At 35.1% G+C, this 20,164-nt stretch carries 29 protein-coding genes; 27 read left to right on the top strand and 2 right to left on the bottom strand.

The window, feature by feature from the left end; translation table 11 throughout:
• The first annotated feature begins 6 nt into the window (after positions 1 to 6).
• The 26 genes from rplP (at position 7) to ctlX (ending at position 17,220) form a co-directional block, all read left to right on the top strand.
• Entirely contained in the window at positions 7 to 432 is a 426-nt protein-coding gene (gene rplP / locus ACEN2H_RS09665) for a 50S ribosomal protein L16 (RefSeq protein ID WP_441732129.1), read from the top strand.
• Between the two features lie 13 nt (positions 433 to 445).
• Entirely contained in the window at positions 446 to 643 is a 198-nt protein-coding gene (gene rpmC / locus ACEN2H_RS09670; RefSeq protein WP_441732131.1) for a 50S ribosomal protein L29, read from the top strand.
• An 11-nt stretch (positions 644 to 654) separates the two neighbouring features.
• A complete protein-coding gene (rpsQ, locus tag ACEN2H_RS09675) occupies positions 655 to 915 on the top strand; it encodes a 30S ribosomal protein S17 (protein ID WP_441732132.1) in 261 nt (86 codons plus the stop codon).
• Positions 916 to 917: 2 nt separating this feature from the next.
• Positions 918 to 1,286, top strand: a complete 369-nt coding sequence (rplN, locus tag ACEN2H_RS09680) for a 50S ribosomal protein L14 (protein ID WP_007136556.1) — start codon at positions 918 to 920, stop codon at positions 1,284 to 1,286.
• Positions 1,287 to 1,297: 11 nt separating this feature from the next.
• Complete coding sequence (gene rplX / locus ACEN2H_RS09685) at positions 1,298 to 1,612, top strand: 50S ribosomal protein L24 (protein ID WP_441732133.1); 315 nt, start codon at positions 1,298 to 1,300, stop codon at positions 1,610 to 1,612.
• Between the two features lie 2 nt (positions 1,613 to 1,614).
• Complete coding sequence (gene rplE, locus ACEN2H_RS09690) at positions 1,615 to 2,166, top strand: 50S ribosomal protein L5 (RefSeq protein ID WP_441732134.1); 552 nt, start codon at positions 1,615 to 1,617, stop codon at positions 2,164 to 2,166.
• Positions 2,167 to 2,169: 3 nt separating this feature from the next.
• Positions 2,170 to 2,439, top strand: coding sequence for a 30S ribosomal protein S14 (gene rpsN / locus ACEN2H_RS09695; RefSeq protein WP_007136553.1), 270 nt, complete (start codon positions 2,170 to 2,172; stop codon positions 2,437 to 2,439).
• A gap of 122 nt (positions 2,440 to 2,561) precedes the next feature.
• A complete protein-coding gene (gene rpsH, locus ACEN2H_RS09700; protein ID WP_441732135.1) occupies positions 2,562 to 2,960 on the top strand; it encodes a 30S ribosomal protein S8 in 399 nt (132 codons plus the stop codon).
• A 15-nt stretch (positions 2,961 to 2,975) separates the two neighbouring features.
• On the top strand, positions 2,976 to 3,518 hold the full coding sequence (gene rplF / locus ACEN2H_RS09705) for a 50S ribosomal protein L6 (RefSeq protein ID WP_441732136.1): 543 nt from the start codon (positions 2,976 to 2,978) through the stop codon (positions 3,516 to 3,518).
• Positions 3,519 to 3,529: 11 nt separating this feature from the next.
• Complete coding sequence (gene rplR / locus ACEN2H_RS09710; RefSeq protein ID WP_441732137.1) at positions 3,530 to 3,880, top strand: 50S ribosomal protein L18; 351 nt, start codon at positions 3,530 to 3,532, stop codon at positions 3,878 to 3,880.
• A 6-nt stretch (positions 3,881 to 3,886) separates the two neighbouring features.
• Positions 3,887 to 4,414 carry a 30S ribosomal protein S5 gene (rpsE, locus tag ACEN2H_RS09715; RefSeq protein WP_441732138.1) on the top strand — a complete coding sequence of 176 codons (528 nt, stop codon included), beginning with the start codon at positions 3,887 to 3,889 and terminating at the stop codon, positions 4,412 to 4,414.
• A 12-nt stretch (positions 4,415 to 4,426) separates the two neighbouring features.
• The gene (rpmD, locus tag ACEN2H_RS09720) at positions 4,427 to 4,609 is read left to right on the top strand and encodes a 50S ribosomal protein L30 (RefSeq protein ID WP_007136548.1); all 183 of its coding nucleotides are present in this window, start codon (positions 4,427 to 4,429) and stop codon (positions 4,607 to 4,609) included.
• 11 nt (positions 4,610 to 4,620) lie between these two features.
• Positions 4,621 to 5,073 (top strand): 50S ribosomal protein L15, encoded by a 453-nt coding sequence (gene rplO, locus ACEN2H_RS09725; protein WP_441732139.1) that lies wholly within the window; start codon positions 4,621 to 4,623, stop codon positions 5,071 to 5,073.
• 10 nt (positions 5,074 to 5,083) lie between these two features.
• Positions 5,084 to 6,430 carry a preprotein translocase subunit SecY gene (secY, locus tag ACEN2H_RS09730; RefSeq protein ID WP_441732140.1) on the top strand — a complete coding sequence of 449 codons (1,347 nt, stop codon included), beginning with the start codon at positions 5,084 to 5,086 and terminating at the stop codon, positions 6,428 to 6,430.
• 4 nt (positions 6,431 to 6,434) lie between these two features.
• Positions 6,435 to 6,650, top strand: a complete 216-nt coding sequence (infA, locus tag ACEN2H_RS09735; protein ID WP_007136545.1) for a translation initiation factor IF-1 — start codon at positions 6,435 to 6,437, stop codon at positions 6,648 to 6,650.
• 12 nt (positions 6,651 to 6,662) lie between these two features.
• Positions 6,663 to 6,779 carry a type B 50S ribosomal protein L36 gene (gene ykgO / locus ACEN2H_RS09740; protein WP_008992256.1) on the top strand — a complete coding sequence of 39 codons (117 nt, stop codon included), beginning with the start codon at positions 6,663 to 6,665 and terminating at the stop codon, positions 6,777 to 6,779.
• Between the two features lie 2 nt (positions 6,780 to 6,781).
• Complete coding sequence (gene rpsM, locus ACEN2H_RS09745; RefSeq protein WP_441732143.1) at positions 6,782 to 7,156, top strand: 30S ribosomal protein S13; 375 nt, start codon at positions 6,782 to 6,784, stop codon at positions 7,154 to 7,156.
• An 8-nt stretch (positions 7,157 to 7,164) separates the two neighbouring features.
• Positions 7,165 to 7,548: a 30S ribosomal protein S11 gene (gene rpsK / locus ACEN2H_RS09750; protein WP_007136543.1), complete on the top strand. Its 384-nt coding sequence runs from the start codon at positions 7,165 to 7,167 to the stop codon at positions 7,546 to 7,548.
• Positions 7,549 to 7,640: 92 nt separating this feature from the next.
• The gene (gene rpsD / locus ACEN2H_RS09755; protein ID WP_441732146.1) at positions 7,641 to 8,246 is read left to right on the top strand and encodes a 30S ribosomal protein S4; all 606 of its coding nucleotides are present in this window, start codon (positions 7,641 to 7,643) and stop codon (positions 8,244 to 8,246) included.
• 21 nt (positions 8,247 to 8,267) lie between these two features.
• The gene (locus ACEN2H_RS09760; RefSeq protein WP_441732148.1) at positions 8,268 to 9,260 is read left to right on the top strand and encodes a DNA-directed RNA polymerase subunit alpha; all 993 of its coding nucleotides are present in this window, start codon (positions 8,268 to 8,270) and stop codon (positions 9,258 to 9,260) included.
• Positions 9,261 to 9,322: 62 nt separating this feature from the next.
• On the top strand, positions 9,323 to 9,811 hold the full coding sequence (gene rplQ, locus ACEN2H_RS09765; protein WP_441732149.1) for a 50S ribosomal protein L17: 489 nt from the start codon (positions 9,323 to 9,325) through the stop codon (positions 9,809 to 9,811).
• Between the two features lie 331 nt (positions 9,812 to 10,142).
• The gene (gene carA / locus ACEN2H_RS09770) at positions 10,143 to 11,243 is read left to right on the top strand and encodes a glutamine-hydrolyzing carbamoyl-phosphate synthase small subunit (protein ID WP_441732151.1); all 1,101 of its coding nucleotides are present in this window, start codon (positions 10,143 to 10,145) and stop codon (positions 11,241 to 11,243) included.
• Between the two features lie 1,261 nt (positions 11,244 to 12,504).
• A complete protein-coding gene (eno, locus tag ACEN2H_RS09775; RefSeq protein ID WP_441732153.1) occupies positions 12,505 to 13,797 on the top strand; it encodes a phosphopyruvate hydratase in 1,293 nt (430 codons plus the stop codon).
• 154 nt (positions 13,798 to 13,951) lie between these two features.
• On the top strand, positions 13,952 to 15,229 hold the full coding sequence (locus ACEN2H_RS09780; protein ID WP_441732155.1) for a citrate synthase: 1,278 nt from the start codon (positions 13,952 to 13,954) through the stop codon (positions 15,227 to 15,229).
• Positions 15,230 to 15,300: 71 nt separating this feature from the next.
• Complete coding sequence (locus ACEN2H_RS09785) at positions 15,301 to 16,215, top strand: dimethylarginine dimethylaminohydrolase family protein (RefSeq protein ID WP_441732156.1); 915 nt, start codon at positions 15,301 to 15,303, stop codon at positions 16,213 to 16,215.
• Positions 16,216 to 16,284: 69 nt separating this feature from the next.
• Complete coding sequence (ctlX, locus tag ACEN2H_RS09790; protein WP_441732157.1) at positions 16,285 to 17,220, top strand: citrulline utilization hydrolase CtlX; 936 nt, start codon at positions 16,285 to 16,287, stop codon at positions 17,218 to 17,220.
• A 46-nt stretch (positions 17,221 to 17,266) separates the two neighbouring features.
• Here the strand turns inward: ctlX and ACEN2H_RS09795 are convergent, their stop codons facing one another.
• Positions 17,267 to 17,896: a MarC family NAAT transporter gene (locus ACEN2H_RS09795; protein WP_441732158.1), complete on the bottom strand. Its 630-nt coding sequence runs from the start codon at positions 17,894 to 17,896 to the stop codon at positions 17,267 to 17,269.
• A 181-nt stretch (positions 17,897 to 18,077) separates the two neighbouring features.
• Between ACEN2H_RS09795 and ACEN2H_RS09800 the strand changes: the two genes are divergently transcribed.
• On the top strand, positions 18,078 to 18,443 hold the full coding sequence (locus ACEN2H_RS09800) for a CoA-binding protein (RefSeq protein WP_441732159.1): 366 nt from the start codon (positions 18,078 to 18,080) through the stop codon (positions 18,441 to 18,443).
• Positions 18,444 to 18,536: 93 nt separating this feature from the next.
• On the opposite strand, the gene ACEN2H_RS09805 is transcribed toward ACEN2H_RS09800, so the two are convergent.
• Positions 18,537 to 20,045 carry a sodium:solute symporter gene (locus tag ACEN2H_RS09805; protein ID WP_441732160.1) on the bottom strand — a complete coding sequence of 503 codons (1,509 nt, stop codon included), beginning with the start codon at positions 20,043 to 20,045 and terminating at the stop codon, positions 18,537 to 18,539.
• Positions 20,046 to 20,164: the final 119 nt, after the last annotated feature.

Consider the following 20,164-nt stretch of genomic DNA (forward strand, 5'->3'; position numbering starts at 1 on the left):
AGAAAAATGTTACAGCCTAAAAGAACAAAATACCGAAAGGTACAGAAAGGTAAAATGAAAGGAAACTCTCAGAGAGGGCACGAACTTTCTAATGGAATGTTTGGTATTAAATCTGTACATGAAGATGGATGTTTTCTAACTTCTCGTCAAATTGAAGCTGCACGTATCGCTGCAACTCGTTTTATGAAAAGGGAGGGACAATTATGGATCAAAATATTTCCAGACAAACCAATCACAAAGAAACCTCTTGAGGTACGTATGGGTAAAGGTAAAGGTGCAGTTGAATACTGGGCTGCCGTAGTTAGACCCGGAAGAATCATGTTTGAAGTTGGAGGAGTTCCTTTGTCAGTTGCAAAAGAGGCATTACGTCTTGCTGCACAAAAGCTTCCAGTAAAAACCAAATTCGTCGTTGCTAGAGATTTCGAAGCATAATCTATATTATATTATGAAACAATCAGAAATAAAAGATCTTTCTGCAGCGGAGTTGCAAGAAAAGCTTAGCCAGACTAAGAAAGTATATGCTGACCTAAAAATGGCTCACGCTATATCGCCAATTGAGAATCCACTTCAAATTAGAAGTATTAGGAGATCAGTTGCTAGATTAGCTACAGAGCTCACAAAAAGAGAGTTGCAACAATTGTAATCTGCTGAAAGATGGAAGAAAAAAGAAATTTAAGAAAAGAGAGAATCGGTGTTGTGACTTCAGACAAAATGGATAAGTCCATTGTAATTGCTGAAGTGCGTAAAGTAAAACACCCATTATACGGTAAGTTCGTGTTGAAAACTAAAAAGTATCACGCACACGACGAAAAGAACGACTGTAACATTGGAGATACCGTAAGGATTAGCGAAACGCGTCCTTTAAGTAAAACTAAATGTTGGAGGTTAGTTGAAATCCTAGAAAGAGCTAAATAATTATGGTACAACAAGAATCAAGACTAAAAGTAGCAGATAACACTGGGGCGAAGGAAGTTTTAACTATCCGTGTTTTAGGAGGTACCAAAAGAAGGTATGCCTCTGTTGGTGACAAGATTGTAGTTTCTATAAAAGATACAACTCCAAACGGAAGCGTTAAAAAAGGAGCTGTTTCAACTGCAGTTGTTGTACGTACTAGAAAAGAAGTGAGAAGAGCCGATGGTTCTTATATTCGTTTCGATGACAATGCATGTGTTCTTTTGAACGCTGCAGGAGAAATGAGAGGAACTCGCGTTTTTGGACCAGTAGCAAGAGAACTTCGTGAAAAACAATTCATGAAAATTGTATCATTAGCACCTGAAGTGCTTTAATTCGTTTTAAGATGATAAAGCTAAAAATAAAAACAGGAGACATCGTAAGAGTAATTGCCGGAGACCATAAAGGTTCAGAGGGTAAAGTTTTACGAGTTGACCGTGAGAAAAACAAAGCGATTGTTGAAGGTGTAAACATGGTTTCAAAACATACGAAACCTAGTGCAAAAAGCCCTCAAGGCGGGATCGTGAAAAAAGAAGCTGCTTTACAGATTTCTAATGTATCTCTGATAGATCCTAAAACTAAGGAAACAACTAGAGTTGGAATCAGAGTTGAAGGAGATAAGAAAGTAAGATTTTCAAAAAAATCTAATCAAGTACTATAGTAATGACGTATATACCTAGACTGAAAGAGGAATATAAGAACAGAGTTATCTCTGCTCTTAAAGAGGAGTACGGATACATAAACGTAATGCAAGTTCCTAAATTGGAAAAAATCGTTTTGAGCCGTGGAGTTGGTGCAGCTGTATCTGATAAAAAACTTATTGACTATGCTGTTGATGAGTTGACAAAGATCACTGGACAAAAAGCAATATCTACTATATCAAAGAAAGACGTTGCGTCTTTCAAATTGAGAAAAGGTATGCCGATTGGAGCAAAAGTTACTTTGCGTGGAGAAAGAATGTATGAGTTTTTAGATAGACTTATTACTTCTGCTTTACCACGTGTTAGAGATTTCAGTGGTATTAAAGCTACTGGTTTTGACGGAAGAGGAAATTATAACCTTGGTGTTTTGGAACAAATCATTTTCCCAGAAATTGATATTGACAAAGTAAACAAAATTTCAGGTATGGATATCTCTTTTGTAACTACTGCTAAAACTGATAAGGAAGCAAAGTCATTATTGACTGAATTAGGATTACCTTTTAAAAAGAATTAAGACATGGCTAAAGAATCAATGAAAGCCCGTGAGGTGAAGAGAGAAAAAACAGTAGCTAAGTATGCTGAGAAAAGAAAAGCTTTGTTAGAAGCTGGAGATTTCGTAGGTTTGCAAAAGTTACCAAAAAATGCTTCGCCAGTTCGTTTGCACAATCGTTGTAAATTAACAGGTAGACCTAGAGGTTATATGCGTCAATTTGGTCTTTCACGTGTTACATTTCGTGAAATGGCAAATAACGGATTGATACCTGGTGTTAAAAAAGCATCTTGGTAAAACGTAATTTATTGCGTTCTAATACAGACTTAACGTTGTTACGTCTGTATTATTAATATTTATAAATTGGTTTCAGGTTCGATTAGTTGTTAATTGAAAACCAAAACCGCAAATCAATAAACATGTATACAGATCCTATTGCGGATTATTTAACAAGAGTTAGAAATGCTGTGGCTGCAAACCACAAAGTTGTCGAAATTCCTGCATCTAATCTAAAAAAAGAAATCACAAAGATCTTATTTGATCAAGGTTATATCTTAAGTTACAAATTTGAAGACAACTCTGTACAGGGTTCAATCAAAATTGCTTTGAAGTATGATAAAGATACTAAAGAGTCAGTAATTAGAGATATCCAAAGAATTAGTAAACCAGGTTTACGTAAGTACTCAAGCTCTTCTACCATTCCTAGAATCCTTAATGGATTAGGCATAGCTATCGTTTCAACATCAAAAGGTTTGATGACTGGAAAGAAGGCGAAGCAATTGAACATAGGTGGTGAAGTAATTTGTTACGTATACTAATAAATATTCTATAAGATGTCAAGAATAGGTAAAAGCCCAGTCGTAATCCCTGCCGGAGTAACTGTAGAAGTTAAAGATGGTATTATTACGGTAAAAGGAAAAAATGGTCAACTTACACAGGAGTTTTCGGACGTTACTGTAACAGTTGAAGATGGTCTAGTTCAAGTAGACAGATCGTCTGATCACAAAGACCACAGAGCAAAACACGGTTTGTACAGATCTTTAATCAGTAACATGGTTATCGGTGTAACTGATGGTTTTACAAAATCATTAGAATTGGTAGGAGTTGGTTATAGAGCTTCAAATCAAGGACAAAAATTAGATTTAGCTCTTGGATTTTCACACAATATTGTTTTAGAAATAGCTCCAGAGGTTACTTTAGAAACAATATCTGAAAAAGGTAAGAACCCAGTTGTTAAGTTAACTTCGTTTGACAAGCAACTTTTAGGCCAAGTAGCGGCTAAAATAAGAGGTTTCCGTAAACCAGAGCCGTACAAAGGAAAAGGTGTGAAATTTGTAGGTGAAGTATTAAGAAGAAAAGCAGGTAAATCAGCATAAAAAATAAAATTATGTCATTAACGAAACCTCAAAGAAGACAGAGAATTAGATTCAGAATTAGAAAATCGATTAGTGGTACAACTGCCAATCCAAGACTATCTGTTTTTAGAAGTAACAAAGAAATTTATGCTCAATTAATTGATGACGTAAACGGAGTTACATTGTTAGCTGCATCTTCAAGAGAAAAAGAAATAGGAAAAGGTACAAACGTAGAAGTTGCTGTAGCAGTTGGAAAACTAGTAGCAGAGAAAGCGTTAAAAGCTGGGATTGAAGTAGTAACATTCGATAGAGGAGGTTACTTGTATCACGGTCGTATTAAATCATTAGCAGAAGGCGCGAGAGCGGCTGGACTTAAATTCTAATATAGTATGTCTAATAGCAAATACAAAAATGTAGAGTTAATAAAACCAAGTGGTCTTGAATTAAAAGATCGTTTAGTGAGTGTTAATCGTGTTACTAAGGTTACAAAAGGTGGTAGAGCTTTCGGTTTTTCTGCTATTGTAGTTGTAGGTGATGAAAATGGAGTTGTAGGTCATGGATTAGGAAAATCTAAAGATGTTTCTGAAGCAATTGCGAAAGCAGTAGAAGATGCTAAGAAAAATTTAGTAAAAATTCCTTTACTTGGTCAATCAGTTCCTCACGAACAAAAGGGTAAATTTGGTGGTGCACGTGTTTTTCTAATTCCTGCCTCTCATGGTACAGGAGTTATTGCTGGTGGAGCTGTTCGTTCAGTTCTTGAATCAGTAGGGGTTCACGATGTATTGTCTAAATCTCAAGGATCATCAAATCCTCACAACGTAGTCAAAGCAACTTTTGATGCTTTGTTACAAATGAGAAGCGCTCACACTGTTGCAAGACAAAGAGGAGTTTCTTTAGAGAAAGTTTTTAAAGGTTAATTCAAGGAAATTATGGCTAAATTATTAGTAAAACAGGTTAGAAGTAAAATCAACTGTCCGCTTGATCAAAAGAGAGGATTAGTAGCTTTAGGTCTACGTAAAATGGGTCAAGTTGTAGAGCATGATTCAAACCCTACAATCCTTGGGATGATAAACAAAGTTAAACACTTAGTTTCTGTAGAAGAAGCTAAATAACAAATACTGTTATGAATTTAAGTAACTTACAACCAGCTGAAGGGTCGACACATAGTCAAAATAAAAGATTGGGTAGAGGAGAAGGTTCTGGAAAAGGTGGTACTTCGGCAAGAGGTCACAACGGACAGAAATCTCGTTCTGGTTATTCTAAAAAGATTGGTTTTGAAGGAGGGCAAATGCCACTTCAAAGACGTGTTCCTAAGTTCGGTTTTACAAACATCAATCGTAAAGATTACGAAGGTGTGAATCTTGATACGCTTCAATTATTGGTTGATAATGGTGTGATTACCGATACTGTCGATATGACAGTTTATGTATCTAATCGTTTGGCAACTAAGAATGAAATTGTCAAGATTTTAGGAAGAGGAGAATTGAAAGCGAAATTAAAAGTAACCGCTCACAAATTTACTGCTACTGCAAAAGCCGCTATTGAAGCTGCTGGAGGGGAAGCTGTAACAATGTAATTTTGGATTTATGAAGAAATTTATTGAATCATTAAGCAATGTTTGGAAAATTGAGGAGCTAAAAAATAGGATTCTAATTACATTAGGACTTCTTTTGGTTTATCGTTTCGGAGCACATGTTACGCTTCCGGGAATCGACGCGACGCAGTTAACTAGTTTAGCAGGTCAAACTAAAAATGGTATCGGATCTATTCTGGATATGTTTACTGGTGGTGCGTTCTCTAAAGCGTCAGTTTTTGCTTTAGGAATAATGCCTTATATTTCGGCATCGATTGTTGTTCAGCTAATGGGAATTGCTATTCCTTATCTGCAAAAACTTCAAAGTGATGGTGAGAGTGGTAGAAAAAAGATTAATCAGATTACACGTTGGTTAACTATAGTTATTACTTTAGTTCAAGGGCCAACGTACATCTATAATCTTTACAGAACTTTACCTAGTAGTGCATTCTTATTAGGGTTTAATTCGTTTGAATTCTTATTTTCTTCAGTAATTATCTTAGTGACGGGTACAATTTTTGCCATGTGGTTAGGAGAAAAAATAACTGACAAAGGAATTGGAAATGGTATTTCGCTATTAATAATGGTAGGTATACTTGCTAGGTTTCCACAAGCATTCATTCAAGAATTCACAACGAGAGTTACGAATAACAATGGAGGGCCGATGTTATTGGTCATCGAAATTATTATTTGGCTTTTAGTGATTGTTGCATGTGTTTTGTTAACTATGGCAATTAGAAAGATACCAGTTCAGTACGCTCGTCGTACCACATCAGGAGATTTTGAACAAGATATGATGGGCGGTAATAGACAGTGGATTCCTTTAAAGCTTAATGCTTCAGGAGTTATGCCTATTATTTTTGCTCAGGCGATTATGTTCATACCCGCTGCTGTGGCTGGCTTGTCAAAATCAGATGCATCACAATCCATTGTTGGCGCTTTTAGTAATATGTTCGGGTTTTGGTATAACCTTGTATTTGCAACTTTAATAGTTGTCTTTACATTCTTTTATACTGCCATTACCGTTCCTACTAATAAGATGTCTGATGATCTTAAGAGAAGTGGAGGATTTATTCCAGGTATTAGACCAGGTGTAGAAACTTCTGATTTTCTTGATAAAGTGATGTCTTTGATAACTTTCCCAGGATCTTTATTTCTTGCTTTGATAGCTGTGTTCCCAGCAATTATCGTTAGTCTTATGGATGTTCAACAATCTTGGGCGATGTTTTTTGGGGGTACCTCATTAATAATTATGGTTGGTGTCGCAATAGATACAATTCAACAAATTAATTCATACTTGTTAAACAAACATTATGATGGTTTAATGAAGAGTGGCAAAAATAGAAAAGCAGTAGCTTAATTTTATGGCAAAACAATCAGCAATAGAACAAGACGGATCGATAATCGAGGCATTGTCAAATGCAATGTTCCGTGTGGAGTTAGAAAATGGACATATCGTAATTGCTCATATATCTGGAAAAATGCGTATGCATTATATCAAATTATTACCTGGTGATAAAGTGAAACTAGAAATGAGCCCCTATGATTTGTCAAAAGCAAGAATTACTTATAGATATTAAAGGATATTCACAATGAAAGTTAGAGCATCAGTAAAGAAGAGAAGTCCCGAGTGCAAGATTGTGCGTAGGAAAGGGAGATTGTACGTTATAAACAAAAAGAATCCTAGATTTAAACAAAGACAAGGATAGTTATGGCAAGAATAGCAGGGGTAGATATCCCGAAAAACAAGAGAGGTGTTATAGCACTTACCTACATCTTCGGATTAGGAAATAGTAGAGCTATTGAGATTTTAGATAAAGCTCAAGTTAGCCAAGATAAAAAAGTTCAAGACTGGAATGATGACGAGATCGGAGCAATTCGTGAAGCTGTGTCGGCATTCAAAATTGAAGGAGAATTACGTTCAGAAGTTTCTTTAAACATCAAGCGTTTAATGGATATTGGTTGTTATAGAGGTATCCGTCATAGAACTGGTCTTCCTTTAAGAGGGCAAAGAACTAAGAACAACTCTAGAACAAGAAAAGGTAAAAGAAAAACTGTTGCGAACAAGAAAAAAGCAACTAAATAATAAGTAATATGGCTAAAGCAACTGCAAAAAAACGTAAAGTTATCGTTGAATCAACGGGAGAAGCTCATATTTCTGCTACCTTCAATAACATCATTATTTCCTTGACAAACAAAAAAGGTGAGGTTATTTCTTGGTCTTCAGCTGGTAAAATGGGTTTTAGAGGTTCGAAAAAGAATACTCCATACGCAGCCCAAATGGCAGCAGAAGATTGTAGTAAAGTAGCTATTGAAGCTGGACTTAAAAAGGTTAAGGTTTATGTAAAAGGACCAGGAAATGGACGTGAGTCTGCTATCCGTTCTTTGCATAACGGTGGAATTGAAGTGACTGAGATTATCGATGTTACTCCAATGCCTCACAACGGATGTCGTCCTCCAAAAAGACGTAGAGTTTAATATTATATTTAAGTATAACTAGGTAGAATAATCGATTATCGAAGGATATGACCTGAATTCATAATCTCTACCTTAATTTAATTTTTTAAGAAATGGCAAGATATACTGGTCCAAAAACAAGAATTGCTCGTAAATTTGGCGAAGCAATATTCGGAGATGATAAAGCTTTCGAAAGAAGAAGTTACCCACCTGGACAACACGGGATGGCTAAAAAAAGAGGAAAAAAGTCTGAATATGCTATCCAGTTAATGGAAAAGCAAAAAGCTAAATATTCTTATGGAATTTTAGAAAAACAATTCAGAGGTTTATTCAAAAAAGCATCAGCTACTAAAGGTGTTACTGGTGAGGTTCTTTTACAATTGTGTGAGGCAAGATTGGATAACGTAGTATTCAGAATGGGCATTGCCCCTTCTAGAAGAGGAGCTAGACAATTGGTATCACATAGACACATTACCGTTAATGGTGATGTTGTAAATATCGCTTCTTACCACCTTAAGCCTGGTGACAAAGTTGCTGTTCGTGAAAAATCTAAGTCTTTAGATGCTATCGAACGTTCTTTATCTAATTCAAGTCAAGTTTATGAATGGATTACATGGAATAATGATGTTAAAGAAGGTACTTTTGTTTCTGTACCAGCTAGACTTCAAATCCCAGAAAACATTAAAGAACAATTAATCGTAGAGTTGTACAACAAATAATAATTGACTTAGTCGAAATTTATGGCAATATTTAATTTTCAGAAGCCCGATAAAGTTATCATGATCGATTCAACCGATTTTGAAGGTAAGTTTGAATTCAGACCTTTAGAACCAGGATACGGATTGACCGTTGGTAATGCACTTAGAAGAGTTTTGCTTTCAGCATTAGAAGGTTATGCTATTACATCTGTTCGCATAGAAGGTGTAGATCATGAGTTTTCTACTATCTCAGGAGTTGTTGAAGACGTTACCGAAATTATTCTTAATCTAAAACAAGTACGTTTCAAGCGTCAAATTGAAGATATAGATAATGAAGCAGTCACTATTTCTGTTTCAGGTAACGACCAATTAACAGCTGGTGATTTTCAAAAATTTATTTCAGGTTTCCAAGTTTTGAATCCAGAACTTGTTATCTGTAATCTTGACCCAAAGATCAAACTGAACTTTGATTTAACAATCGAAAAAGGTAGAGGATATGTTCCTGCTGAAGAGAACAAAAAACAGAATGCTGCAATTGGAACCATTTTTACTGACTCAATTTTTACTCCGGTAAAAAATGTAAAGTATGCAATTGAAAACTTTCGTGTAGAGCAAAAAACAGATTACGAAAAATTAGTTTTTGAAATAAAAACTGATGGCTCTATAAATCCTAAAGATGCACTTACTGAAGCTGCCAAAGTTTTAATTCACCATTTCATGTTGTTTTCTGACGAAAGAATTACTCTCGAGGCTGATGAAATCGCACAAACAGAATCGTATGATGAGGAATCATTGCATATGAGACAATTGCTTAAAACTAAGCTTGTTGATATGGACTTGTCTGTAAGAGCATTAAATTGTTTGAAAGCGGCAGAAGTTGATACACTTGGGGATTTAGTATCGTTCAATAAAAATGACCTAATGAAATTCCGTAATTTTGGAAAGAAATCTTTAACTGAGCTAGATGAACTAGTTGCAATTAAAAATTTAAACTTCGGAATGGATTTAGCAAAATACAAATTAGATAAAGAATAATTTACTTCATATTTTGCTCTCCATAATGGATCGTAGCAAGATGAAGTTAAAATAAATTGGTCATGAGACACGGAAAAAAATTCAATCACCTTAGCAGACAGACTGCACATAGAAAATCTATGTTAGCTAATATGGCTTGTTCTCTTATTGAGCACAAACGTATTAACACTACTGTTGCTAAAGCAAAGGCGCTTAAACAATTCGTTGAGCCCTTAATAACAAAATCAAAAACTGATACTACTCACAATCGTCGTATTTGTTTCGCTTACTTACGTAGCAAATATGCGGTAACTGACTTGTTCAGAGACGTAGCTGCTAAAGTGGGTGACCGTCCAGGCGGATACACTCGTATCATTAAAGTTGGAAATCGTTTAGGAGATAATGCTGATATGGCAATGATCGAGCTTGTAGATTTCAATGAGCTTTACAATGGAGGTAAAAAAGAAGTTAAAAAAGCAAAAAGCCGTCGTGGTGGGAAGGCAAAGAAGGCAGATGAAGCTACTGAAGCTCCAGCTGCTGAAACCGAACCAACTACTGACGCTGCTGAATAGTTATGAAAGTAATCATTCAATAAAAAATAAGGATAAGCTATTTATAGTTTATCCTTTTTTTTTGTTTAATTTTTTGCAAGGAATGGGAAGCTTTTTGCGCTAGCGTTTCTACTTTTATTAATAAGGTTATATTTATAAAGATTAGAGTAGAATTTTCTTTTTCGAATTTTTGTTACGATAAGAGCCGGGTTAGTGCGGTTTATTTTTATAATAAATTTTAAAAGTTTGTTTCCATTGCATTAAAGAATTAAATTTGCATAATATTTAACTATATATGAAGCTAGCTTAGCAAGTTTCAAGAGGCTATTAAAATATAAATAGAAATCATCGAATGAAATATACTACAAGACAAAGTGCCATACTCTTATTAAGTGATGGAACTATTTTTCACGGTAAGTCCATTGGGATAAGCGGAACTACTTTTGGGGAAGTTTGTTTCAATACTGGAATGACAGGTTATCAGGAAATTTTTACTGATCCTTCTTATTTCGGACAAATCATGATTGCTACTAATGCACATATTGGAAATTATGGCGTTAATGAAAAAGAAGTGGAGTCATCAAGCATAAAAATCTCAGGTTTAGTTTGTAAAAACTTTAGTTTCAATTATTCACGTGCCGATGCTTCACAAAGTTTAGAGGATTACTTTATTAAAGAAAACTTAATCTGCATTTCTGATGTAGATACTAGAGCCTTAGTTAGTTTTATAAGGGATAATGGTGCTATGAATGCTGTGATTTGTACGGATGGTTCTTCCGTTGAAGTATTAAAAGCTGCACTAGCCAATGTACCGGATATGAAAGGGTTGGAGTTGGCGTCAAAAGTTTCTACCAAGGAGCCGTATTTTCATGGAGCTGCTGACGCAACGTATAGGATTTCTGCTTTAGATTTAGGTATCAAAACAAATATCTTACGTAATCTTGCAAAGAGAGATTGTTATATTAAAGTGTTTCCCTTTGATTCCTCTTATGAGGATTTGAAGTCTTTTAAGCCAGATGGTTATTTCTTGTCGAATGGACCAGGTGATCCTGAGCCGTTATCAAGTGCGATTGAGTTGGCTAAGGAAGTGATAAAAGATAACAAACCATTGTTTGGTATTTGTTTGGGACATCAAGTGATAGGTTTGGCAAATGGTGTTTCGACTTATAAAATGTTCAATGGACATAGGGGAATAAACCATCCTGTAAAAAACCTTATTACTGGAAAGGGAGAAATCACTTCTCAAAATCATGGTTTTGCTGTAAACAAGGAAGAGCTAGACAGTAATCCAGACTTAGAGATAACGCATCTTCATCTTAACGATGGAACTGTTGCTGGTATGCGTATGAAAAATAAAAATTGTTTTTCAGTACAATATCATCCAGAAGCAAGTCCTGGACCTCATGATTCTGCTTATTTATTTGATCAATTTATTGAAAATATTAAAGGATAAATATAATCTTGTTGTCGCTTTAAAGGACAGTATATGAAAAAATTTGGAGTCTGATTTTTTAGCAAAGTCAGGCTCTTTTTTTATACACTCTAGGTTTATTAAACTTTAAATGAGTAGTTTTCTGGAGTTTGTAATGGGTTCAGTCGATTATACAGTTTATTCAATTGATTGTTCAATTTAGATTAAAGCATCATGTCTTTTTGGTAAATTCATAGGGACATAATTTCCATATCCTTTATGTTTTGGATTATAGACTAGTCCATTTGTTCGTTGAGGAATACATCCCTAAAGGCATTGTTCTTGTGTAATATTATGTAGTAGTACTGGTCTATTTTGACCATTGCTGGGAATGTAAAAAGTGTGATCCCAGTTTTCCTTAACTGATTTGTTCAGTTTTATTTTTCTTATGTTTTCGGATCATTTTTTTTAAAATATTCAATTATAGAATTCATTGAGGCGGGAAATTTGCAAATATCTAGCCCATAAAACCTGATTCTTTTGTCTGCGGATACGTGTCGTTTATATTTTTAGCCAAACTATAATTGCTGCTAGCTCCCCATTAGCCCACATTAAGGCGGGGGTCTTTTAAACTCAGTAAGAACAACGTAGATAGTTTTTTAGATCCTAGGTATTCTTTTTCTTATCGAGTTAAACGATAGCAGTATGGCAATCGGCTTCGACATTCACACATTGAAATTCCTTTTTAGGGATTAGAAGTTGTGTTATTTTTGCTACCGAAGCATTGTATTCTGGCGTACCGTCAGATTCTTCGCTAAGAAGTATATATATTTTGCGTTGCCTATATAATTTAGTAAAGCGTTAAGGTCTTCTAGATTTTCCAAAGAGGAGGAATGATGCTTTAGTAATTAAACAATTTGAATTTAATTTTCGTTGTGTCCATTTTATTTAGTGCTCCATTCTCATTTAATTTTTTGTATAAACTATCTTTCAATAATAATTTGGAATTGCCTTAGTAAGATGGTTTACTATAAATAAATAAATAATAGAGAGAGTAGTATGTCATAAATTATGTTAATTAAAGATTACAGATTTTAGTTAAGTAGTTTTAAATCATTTTTCTAATTTTTAACTAATTTTTAAACGAGAAGTTAAAAATGTACAGTGATTTTATTTGAGATATGCTAATTACAGGTTTTTAAAAAATAATTATAACGTTATCGTTAATAACATTCATTATTTTCACAATATCATTTCAAAAGATAGGATATATTTGTATAATTAAAATTTTAAATAAAATAATATGAGTATTATTATCAAAATTCACGCAAGACAAATTTTTGACTCGAGAGGAAATCCTACTATTGAAGTAGATGTAGTGACAGAAAACGGTGTTTTAGGAAGAGCAGCAGTTCCATCAGGAGCGTCAACCGGTGAGCATGAGGCCGTAGAATTACGTGATGGAGGAAAAGCCTTTTTAGGAAAAGGAGTTTTGAATGCAGTGAAAAATGTTAATACTGTTATTGCTGAAGAATTATTAGGAACCTCCGTTTTCGAACAAAATTTAATTGATCAAACGATGATTGAATTAGATGGTACTCCAAACAAATCAAAATTAGGTGCAAATGCAATTTTAGGAGTTTCTCTTGCTGTTGCAAAAGCGGCTGCTAATGAATTAGGATTGCCATTATACAGATACGTGGGTGGGGTTTCTGCAAACACACTACCTGTGCCAATGATGAATATCATTAATGGAGGTTCTCATTCTGATGCACCAATCGCATTTCAGGAGTTTATGATCTTTCCAGTAAAAGCGACTTCTTTTACACATGCTATGCAAATGGGAACAGAGATCTTCCACAGTCTTAAAAAAGTTTTACATGATAGAGGTTTAAGTACGGCAGTTGGTGATGAAGGTGGTTTTGCGCCTACTTTAGCCGGTGGAACGGAAGATGCCTTAGATACTATCAAAAAAGCTGTTGAAATTGCAGGATATACTTTTGGAGACGAAATCATGATCGCTTTAGATTGCGCTGCCGCCGAATTTTATGTTGATGGAAAATACGATTATTCTAAATTTGAAGGTGCAGCGGGTAAAATAAGATCTTCTGCTGAACAAGTAGAGTATTTAGCTGAATTGGCTGCTAAATACCCAATTATCTCTATTGAAGACGGTATGGACGAAAATGACTGGGAAGGATGGAAAATGTTAACTGATAAAATCGGAGACAAAGTACAACTAGTTGGAGACGATTTGTTTGTTACAAATGTAGAACGTTTATCTACCGGTATCGAAAGAGGGATTGCAAATTCTATCCTGATTAAAGTTAACCAAATAGGTACCTTGACGGAGACAATTGCAGCTGTGAATATGGCTAAAAATGCAGGTTACACTTCAGTGATGTCGCACCGTTCTGGAGAAACCGAAGACAACACAATTGCTGATTTAGCTGTGGCTTTGAACTGTGGGCAAATAAAAACAGGTTCTGCATCTCGTTCTGATCGTATGGCAAAGTACAATCAATTGTTACGAATTGAAGAAGAATTAGGAAATACCGCTTATTTTCCTGGTAAAAATGCATTTAAAATAAAATAATACTTCGATTTTATAGTTTAAGAAGCCATTCGTGTTAAACGAATGGCTTTTTTATTGAATTTAACAATAACAGTGATAATTTCTCTTTTTAATTCATGTTATTATTCTTAGATTTGGTAGATTATTAAATATAAAGATTTATTTTCAAAATATTATGTCAAAAACAGCTACAATAGAGATTGATGGTAAGAAATATGAGTTTCCTATAATTGAAGGAAGTGAAAACGAAGAAGCTATCGATATTAAAAAATTAAGAGAATTAACCGGGATCATAACTCTTGACCCAGGGTATAAAAATTCAGGTTCTTGTACGAGTAAAATTACATTTTTGGATGGTGAACTTGGAATTCTACGTTACAGAGGATATTCAATTGAAGATTTAGCGGAGAAAGCTGATTTTTTAGAAACTTCATATCTTTTAATTTTCGGAGAGTTACCAACTGCAGATCAATTGGAACAATTTGAAAATGACATTAGAAAATATACTTTAGTCAATGAAGAAATGAAAAGTATTATCGATGGTTTTCCTAAAACAGCGCACCCTATGGGAGTTTTAGCTGCTTTGACTAGTGCTTTGACCGCATTTAACCCTAAATCGGTAAACGTTGACAATGAAAAAGAGATGTACCAGGCGGTTTGCAAGACTATGGGTAAATTCTTGGTTATTGCAACTTGGACATATCGAAAAAGTATGGGCTTTCCTTTGAACTATTACGATAACACAAAAGGATACGTTGAAAATTTCATGGAATTAATGTTTAAATTACCAACGGAGCCTTATAAAGCAAGTCCGATAATAATAGAAGCCTTGGATAAACTATTCATTCTCCATGCTGACCATGAGCAAAACTGCTCTACGTCGACCGTGAGAATGGTAGGTTCTTCTCATGCAGGATTATTTGCATCTATATCTGCAGGAGTTTCTGCGCTTTGGGGTCCTCTTCACGGAGGTGCAAATCAAGCTGTTCTGGAGATGCTAGAAGAAATTTACAAAAATGGAGGAGATACAGATGCGTATCTAGCTAAAGCCAAAGATAAAAATGATCCATTCCGTTTAATGGGATTTGGACATAGGGTTTATAAAAGTTTTGATCCAAGAGCGCAAATTATAAAGAAAGCGGCAAATGAGGTTTTGGCAACTCTAGGAGTAGATGATCCTATTTTGGCTATAGCCAAAAAATTAGAGGTCGCTGCCTTAGAAGATGAGTATTTTAAATCAAGAAATTTGTATCCAAATGTAGATTTCTATTCTGGTATCATTTATAGAGCATTAGGTATTCCAACTGATATGTTTACTGTAATGTTCGCTATAGGTCGTTTGCCAGGTTGGATTGCGCAATGGAAAGAGATGCGAGAAAACAAAGAGCCAATTGGAAGACCAAGACAGATATATACAGGCGCTGCCTTAAGAGATTTTAAGAAACCTCAATAAAATGGGATCAAAAAGCTTCACTAACTAGTGAGGCTTTTTTTATCTTTGTTTAAAAAAAATCAAATAAATATATGCTAGAATTAAAAGTAAATAATGAGACTTCAAGGTTGCGAGCTGTAGTTTTAGGTACTGCGGTTACTAATGGACCAACTCCTTCTATTGATGAGGCATATGATCCAAAGTCGCTTGAGCATATTTTAGCTGGAACCTATCCATTAGAAAAAGACATGGTCATTGAGATTGAAGCACTTAATAAAGTGCTCCAGAAATATGATGTAACTGTTTTTCGTCCTGAGTTAATTGAAAATTATAATCAAATATTCACTAGAGATATTGGTTTTGTCATTGATGACGTCTTTATTAAATCTAATATTTTACCGGAACGGGAAGGGGAGTTAGATGCAATTCAACATGTTATTGATAAAATGGACCCTAGGAAAGTGGTGCGCCCTCCCGATGAAGCTCATATAGAGGGTGGTGATGTGATGCTTTGGGACGACCATATATTTGTGGGTACCTATAAAGGAAGTGATTATGCGTCCTATATAACGGCAAGAACAAATGCAGAAGGAGTTCAATTTATTAAAGATTTATTCCCAAATAAAATTGTAAAAGAATTTGATTTGGTTAAATCTAAAATAGAAGCTAGGGATAATGCCTTACATCTGGATTGCTGTTTCCAACCTGTAGGCGTAAATAGTGGAATTATATATAAAAGTGGTTTTCGCGAAGAAGCTGACTATATGTATTTAGTAAACCTTTTTGGGAAAGAAAATTTATTCCACATCACGAGGGAGGAAATGTATAAAATGAATTCAAATATTTTCTCTATTGATTCCAATGTGGTAGTTTCAGAGAAAAACTTCACTAGGTTAAATAATTGGTTAAGAGCCAATGGTTTCGTAGTAGAGGAAATTCCTTATGCCGAGATTTCGAAGCAAGAAGGTTTGTTGAGATGCTCGACTTTACCGCTTATTAGGGATTAATTTTATAGTACAATAAAGGAGGACTGTAGTGATTCTCTGCAGCGAAAATAAATAAAACAAAATACAAAGATGAAACAAACGACAAACTCCATATTAATGATTCGTCCGGTTGCGTTTAGAATGAACGAGCAAACGGCAGTTAATAATTATTATCAGAAAGTGTTAGATGGCCTTATGCCAGCAACCGTAAATGCAAAAGCACAACAAGAATTTGATGATTTTGTGTTGAAATTAAGAGCAGTTGGTGTTGACGTGATAGTTGTAGATGATACCGTTAATCCAGATACACCAGACAGTATTTTTCCTAATAATTGGATTTCATTTCACGAAAATGCTGATGTGGCTTTATATCCCATGTTTGCAGAGAACCGTCGTGAGGAACGTCGTGAGGAAATCTTGGATATGCTAGAAGACAAGGGCTTTAAAATTCAAAATATTGTTGACTATACTGAAGCGGAAGACGATGGGTTTTTCTTGGAAGGAACAGGTAGTTTGCTTCTTGACAGGGCAAATGAGAAAGCATACTGTGCTTTGTCCCCCCGAACCGATGAAGAGCTTTTTATAGAGTTCTGTGAGGATTTTGACTACGCTCCGATCCTATTCGAAGCGTTTCAAACGGTCAATGGAGAGAGAAAGTTAATCTATCATACCAATGTGATGATGTGTTTGGGAGAAACCTTTGCCGTAATCTGTGCAGACTGTATTGATGACAAAAAAGAGCGCAAAATGGTTTTAGATAACCTAAAAAAGGACAGTAAAGAAATTATTTTAATTACAGAAGCACAAGTCAATACTTTCGCAGGTAATATGTTGGAAGTTCGCGGGACCGACGATAAAAGATATTTGGTGATGAGTACGGCTGCACATCAGAGTTTGACGCCAAAACAAATAGGACAGTTAGAAAAACATGCTACGATTCTTAGTTCAAGTTTAGATACTATAGAAGCTTGCGGCGGTGGAAGCGCCCGATGCATGATGGCGGAAATTTTCCTTCCAAAAGCATAAAAAAAAGACCTTCAGAAATGAAGGTCTTTTTTTTCAATGCTTTTTTTTACATTAAATTTGTTTGAACTATTGTTATTACAGAGCTAATAATATATTGAATCCCGATTGCAATTACGATAAACCCCACAATTCTAGAAATAGCTACAATTCCTGAAGCTCCGAGTATTTTAGCTAAATAATGAGCGCTTCTTAATATAATAAAAATCGTAACAGCGACAGCTAGAATAGCTAAAACGGATATGACTATTTCAAACATTTCATGATGTTCGTGGTAAAAAGCAATCAATAGTGAGATCGATCCAGGACCTGCTAGCATCGGAATAGCTAGTGGTGTCAAAGCAATATCATTTCTCCTTTGGGCATCACTGGCTACTTTTTTACTTACCCCTCTTTTCTTGTTGAAATTTCCTGTAAGTAATGAAAACCCTGAAGTTGCTATAATGATACCTCCTGCAATACGAAGTGCTTCAATGCTAATACCGAAGAATGATAGAACATATTCACCGAAAAAAAAAGAGATTATCAAGATCGCAAAAACGTTTATAGCAGTCCATAATGAAATACGGGAGCGTTCTTTTTTATCATCATCCATAGTAAGTCCGACAAAAATGGGTACGGTTCCTATTGGGTTCAAAACCGAAAAAAGTCCTGCAAATAAATAAATAAAAAGTTCCATGTTTTTTTGCGAAATTAGGGATTTGGGTAAGGGGAATTGCCTGCTAAATATTAATAAATGGTTATAATTAAAGTAATTTTCAGCTTTCCATTCCAGCAAATGAAATCGAAAGATATTGATTTAAAATGAAAAGGGACTATAGTATTTTAGTACTTTTGCAAAAGTAATAATAATTGAGACGATGAAAAACAAAAAAACTGTAGTTTTAGGTGCGACTACAAAACCAGAACGAGCTGCATGTAAAGCGATACAAATGTTAGTGGATAGAGGGCATTCAGTATTAGCTATTGGGCAAAATGCAGGTGAAGTGGCAGGAATAAAAATTAAAACTAAAGCAATTCCTTTATCGAACATTGACACAATCAGCTTATATTTAAACCCAGTCCGTCAACGCGACTATTATAATTATATAGTGGAGGCAAAGCCAAAACGTGTAATTTTTAATCCTGGCACCGAGAATCCCGAGTTATACCAGCTTTTAGAATTAAATAACATCAAAGTTGACGTGGCTTGTACATTAGTGCTATTGACCACAAATAGGTATTAGTTTTTTCGGGAGCTAATTCCTGCTATTCGTTGCAATCTTTTCCTTTTTTAAGAAAAAAGGAAAAGGATTTACACTTCTATCAGGGCTAAAAACCTAGAAAATCATTTTTTGTGAGCTTGGTTTACTAATCAATAGTAAGCCAATAAAAGTGATTAGACCATTGATGATAATCAGTTCGTTGTCAAAAACGTATCCGAAAAATAGTGTTTTAGAATTTTCACTAATCAAAAAAGTTAATGCTGGAGATAGCAGGCATATTAGGGGTACCCATTTATCCTTGACCGTTTTTGATTTAATAAACAGTCCAAAACAGTACAACCCCAATAAAGGTCCATAAGTGTATGAAGCGACCCTAAATATCATTCCTACAACGGAGCTGTCATTGATTACATTAAAAAATACGATAACCAGAAACATTAAAAAACAAAAAATAAGATGAACAAAATGTCTTGTTTTGACTGCGTTAGCGTTGTTTGCATTTTCAGCTTTATCCATCGCTAAAAAATCAACACAGAATGAAGTAGTAAGAGCCGTTAAAGCGGAATCAGTGGTGGCAAATGTTGCCGCCGTCAATCCCAACAAAAAGATCACCGATGGAATCAGGGTCAAGTGACGAAAAGCGATTTCAGGAAAGAGTAGGTCGGTTCTCGGTTTTCCTGTAACCAGATCGGTGGGTACTTCGATACCGTTTTTTGCGGCATAGATATAAAGTAAGGCACCTACACTAAGAAAGAAGATATTGATTAATACAAATATCGCTGTGAAGCTATACATGTTTTTTTGGGCTTCGCCAATAGTCGCACAACTTAGGTTTTTCTGCATTAAGTCTTGGTCTAAGCCTACCATAGCAATTGTGACAAACATCCCTCCTAATATTTGTTTTACAAAGTGAAATTTGCTCGATAGAAAATCTTCAAAGAAAAATATTTTTGAATAGTTGCTGTTTTTTACAGCTGAAAAAGCTTCAATGACATTCAGGTCCATACTTCGGCAGATGAAATAAATAGTCAGAAAGACCGAGCTGACTAGGAAAAAAGTTTGCAAAGTATCCGTAATAATAATGGTTTTAAGGCCGCCGCGATAGGTATAGGCGAAAATTAAAGCTAAAGAAATTAAGACGGTAGCAGCAAAAGGAATTCCGTAAAAATCAAAAACATAACGCTGTAGAACAATCACTACCAGATAAAGTCTGAAGGCAGAACCAATAGTCCTACTTATCAGGAATATTGTGGCCGCAGTTTTATAGGAGTAGGTTCCCAATCTACGCTCTATATAGCCATAAATCGAAGTCAAATTCATCCTATAATACAATGGCAGCAAGACTTTGGCAATTATGACAAAGCCAATTGCATTTCCCAGTACAAACTGAAAGTATTTAAATTGTTCTCCGCTTGGTGCGCCTACTTCTCCGGGCACCGAAATGAAGGTCACTCCGGAAAGTGCTGTTCCGATCATTCCAAAAGCGACCAAGTACCACTTCGAATTTTTATTTGCTTTAAAAAAAGCATCGTTTCCGCTGTCTTTTTTACTTGTAAAGTGGGAAATCGCAAACAATATTCCGAAGTAAACTATGATAATCGAGAGTATGGCAAATGCTGTCATTTTGTTAATTTATGGGGCCAAAATACAATTTTTTGTTTAATCGGATATTTATTGATTCAAAGATTTGAAAAAGAGTAGCTTTGATATAGGGATTAGTCTTTTAAGATGGCAAACAAATA

Origin of the sequence: Flavobacterium sp. W22_SRS_FP1, assembly GCF_052113685.1 — a bacterium.
Classification (GTDB): domain Bacteria; phylum Bacteroidota; class Bacteroidia; order Flavobacteriales; family Flavobacteriaceae; genus Flavobacterium.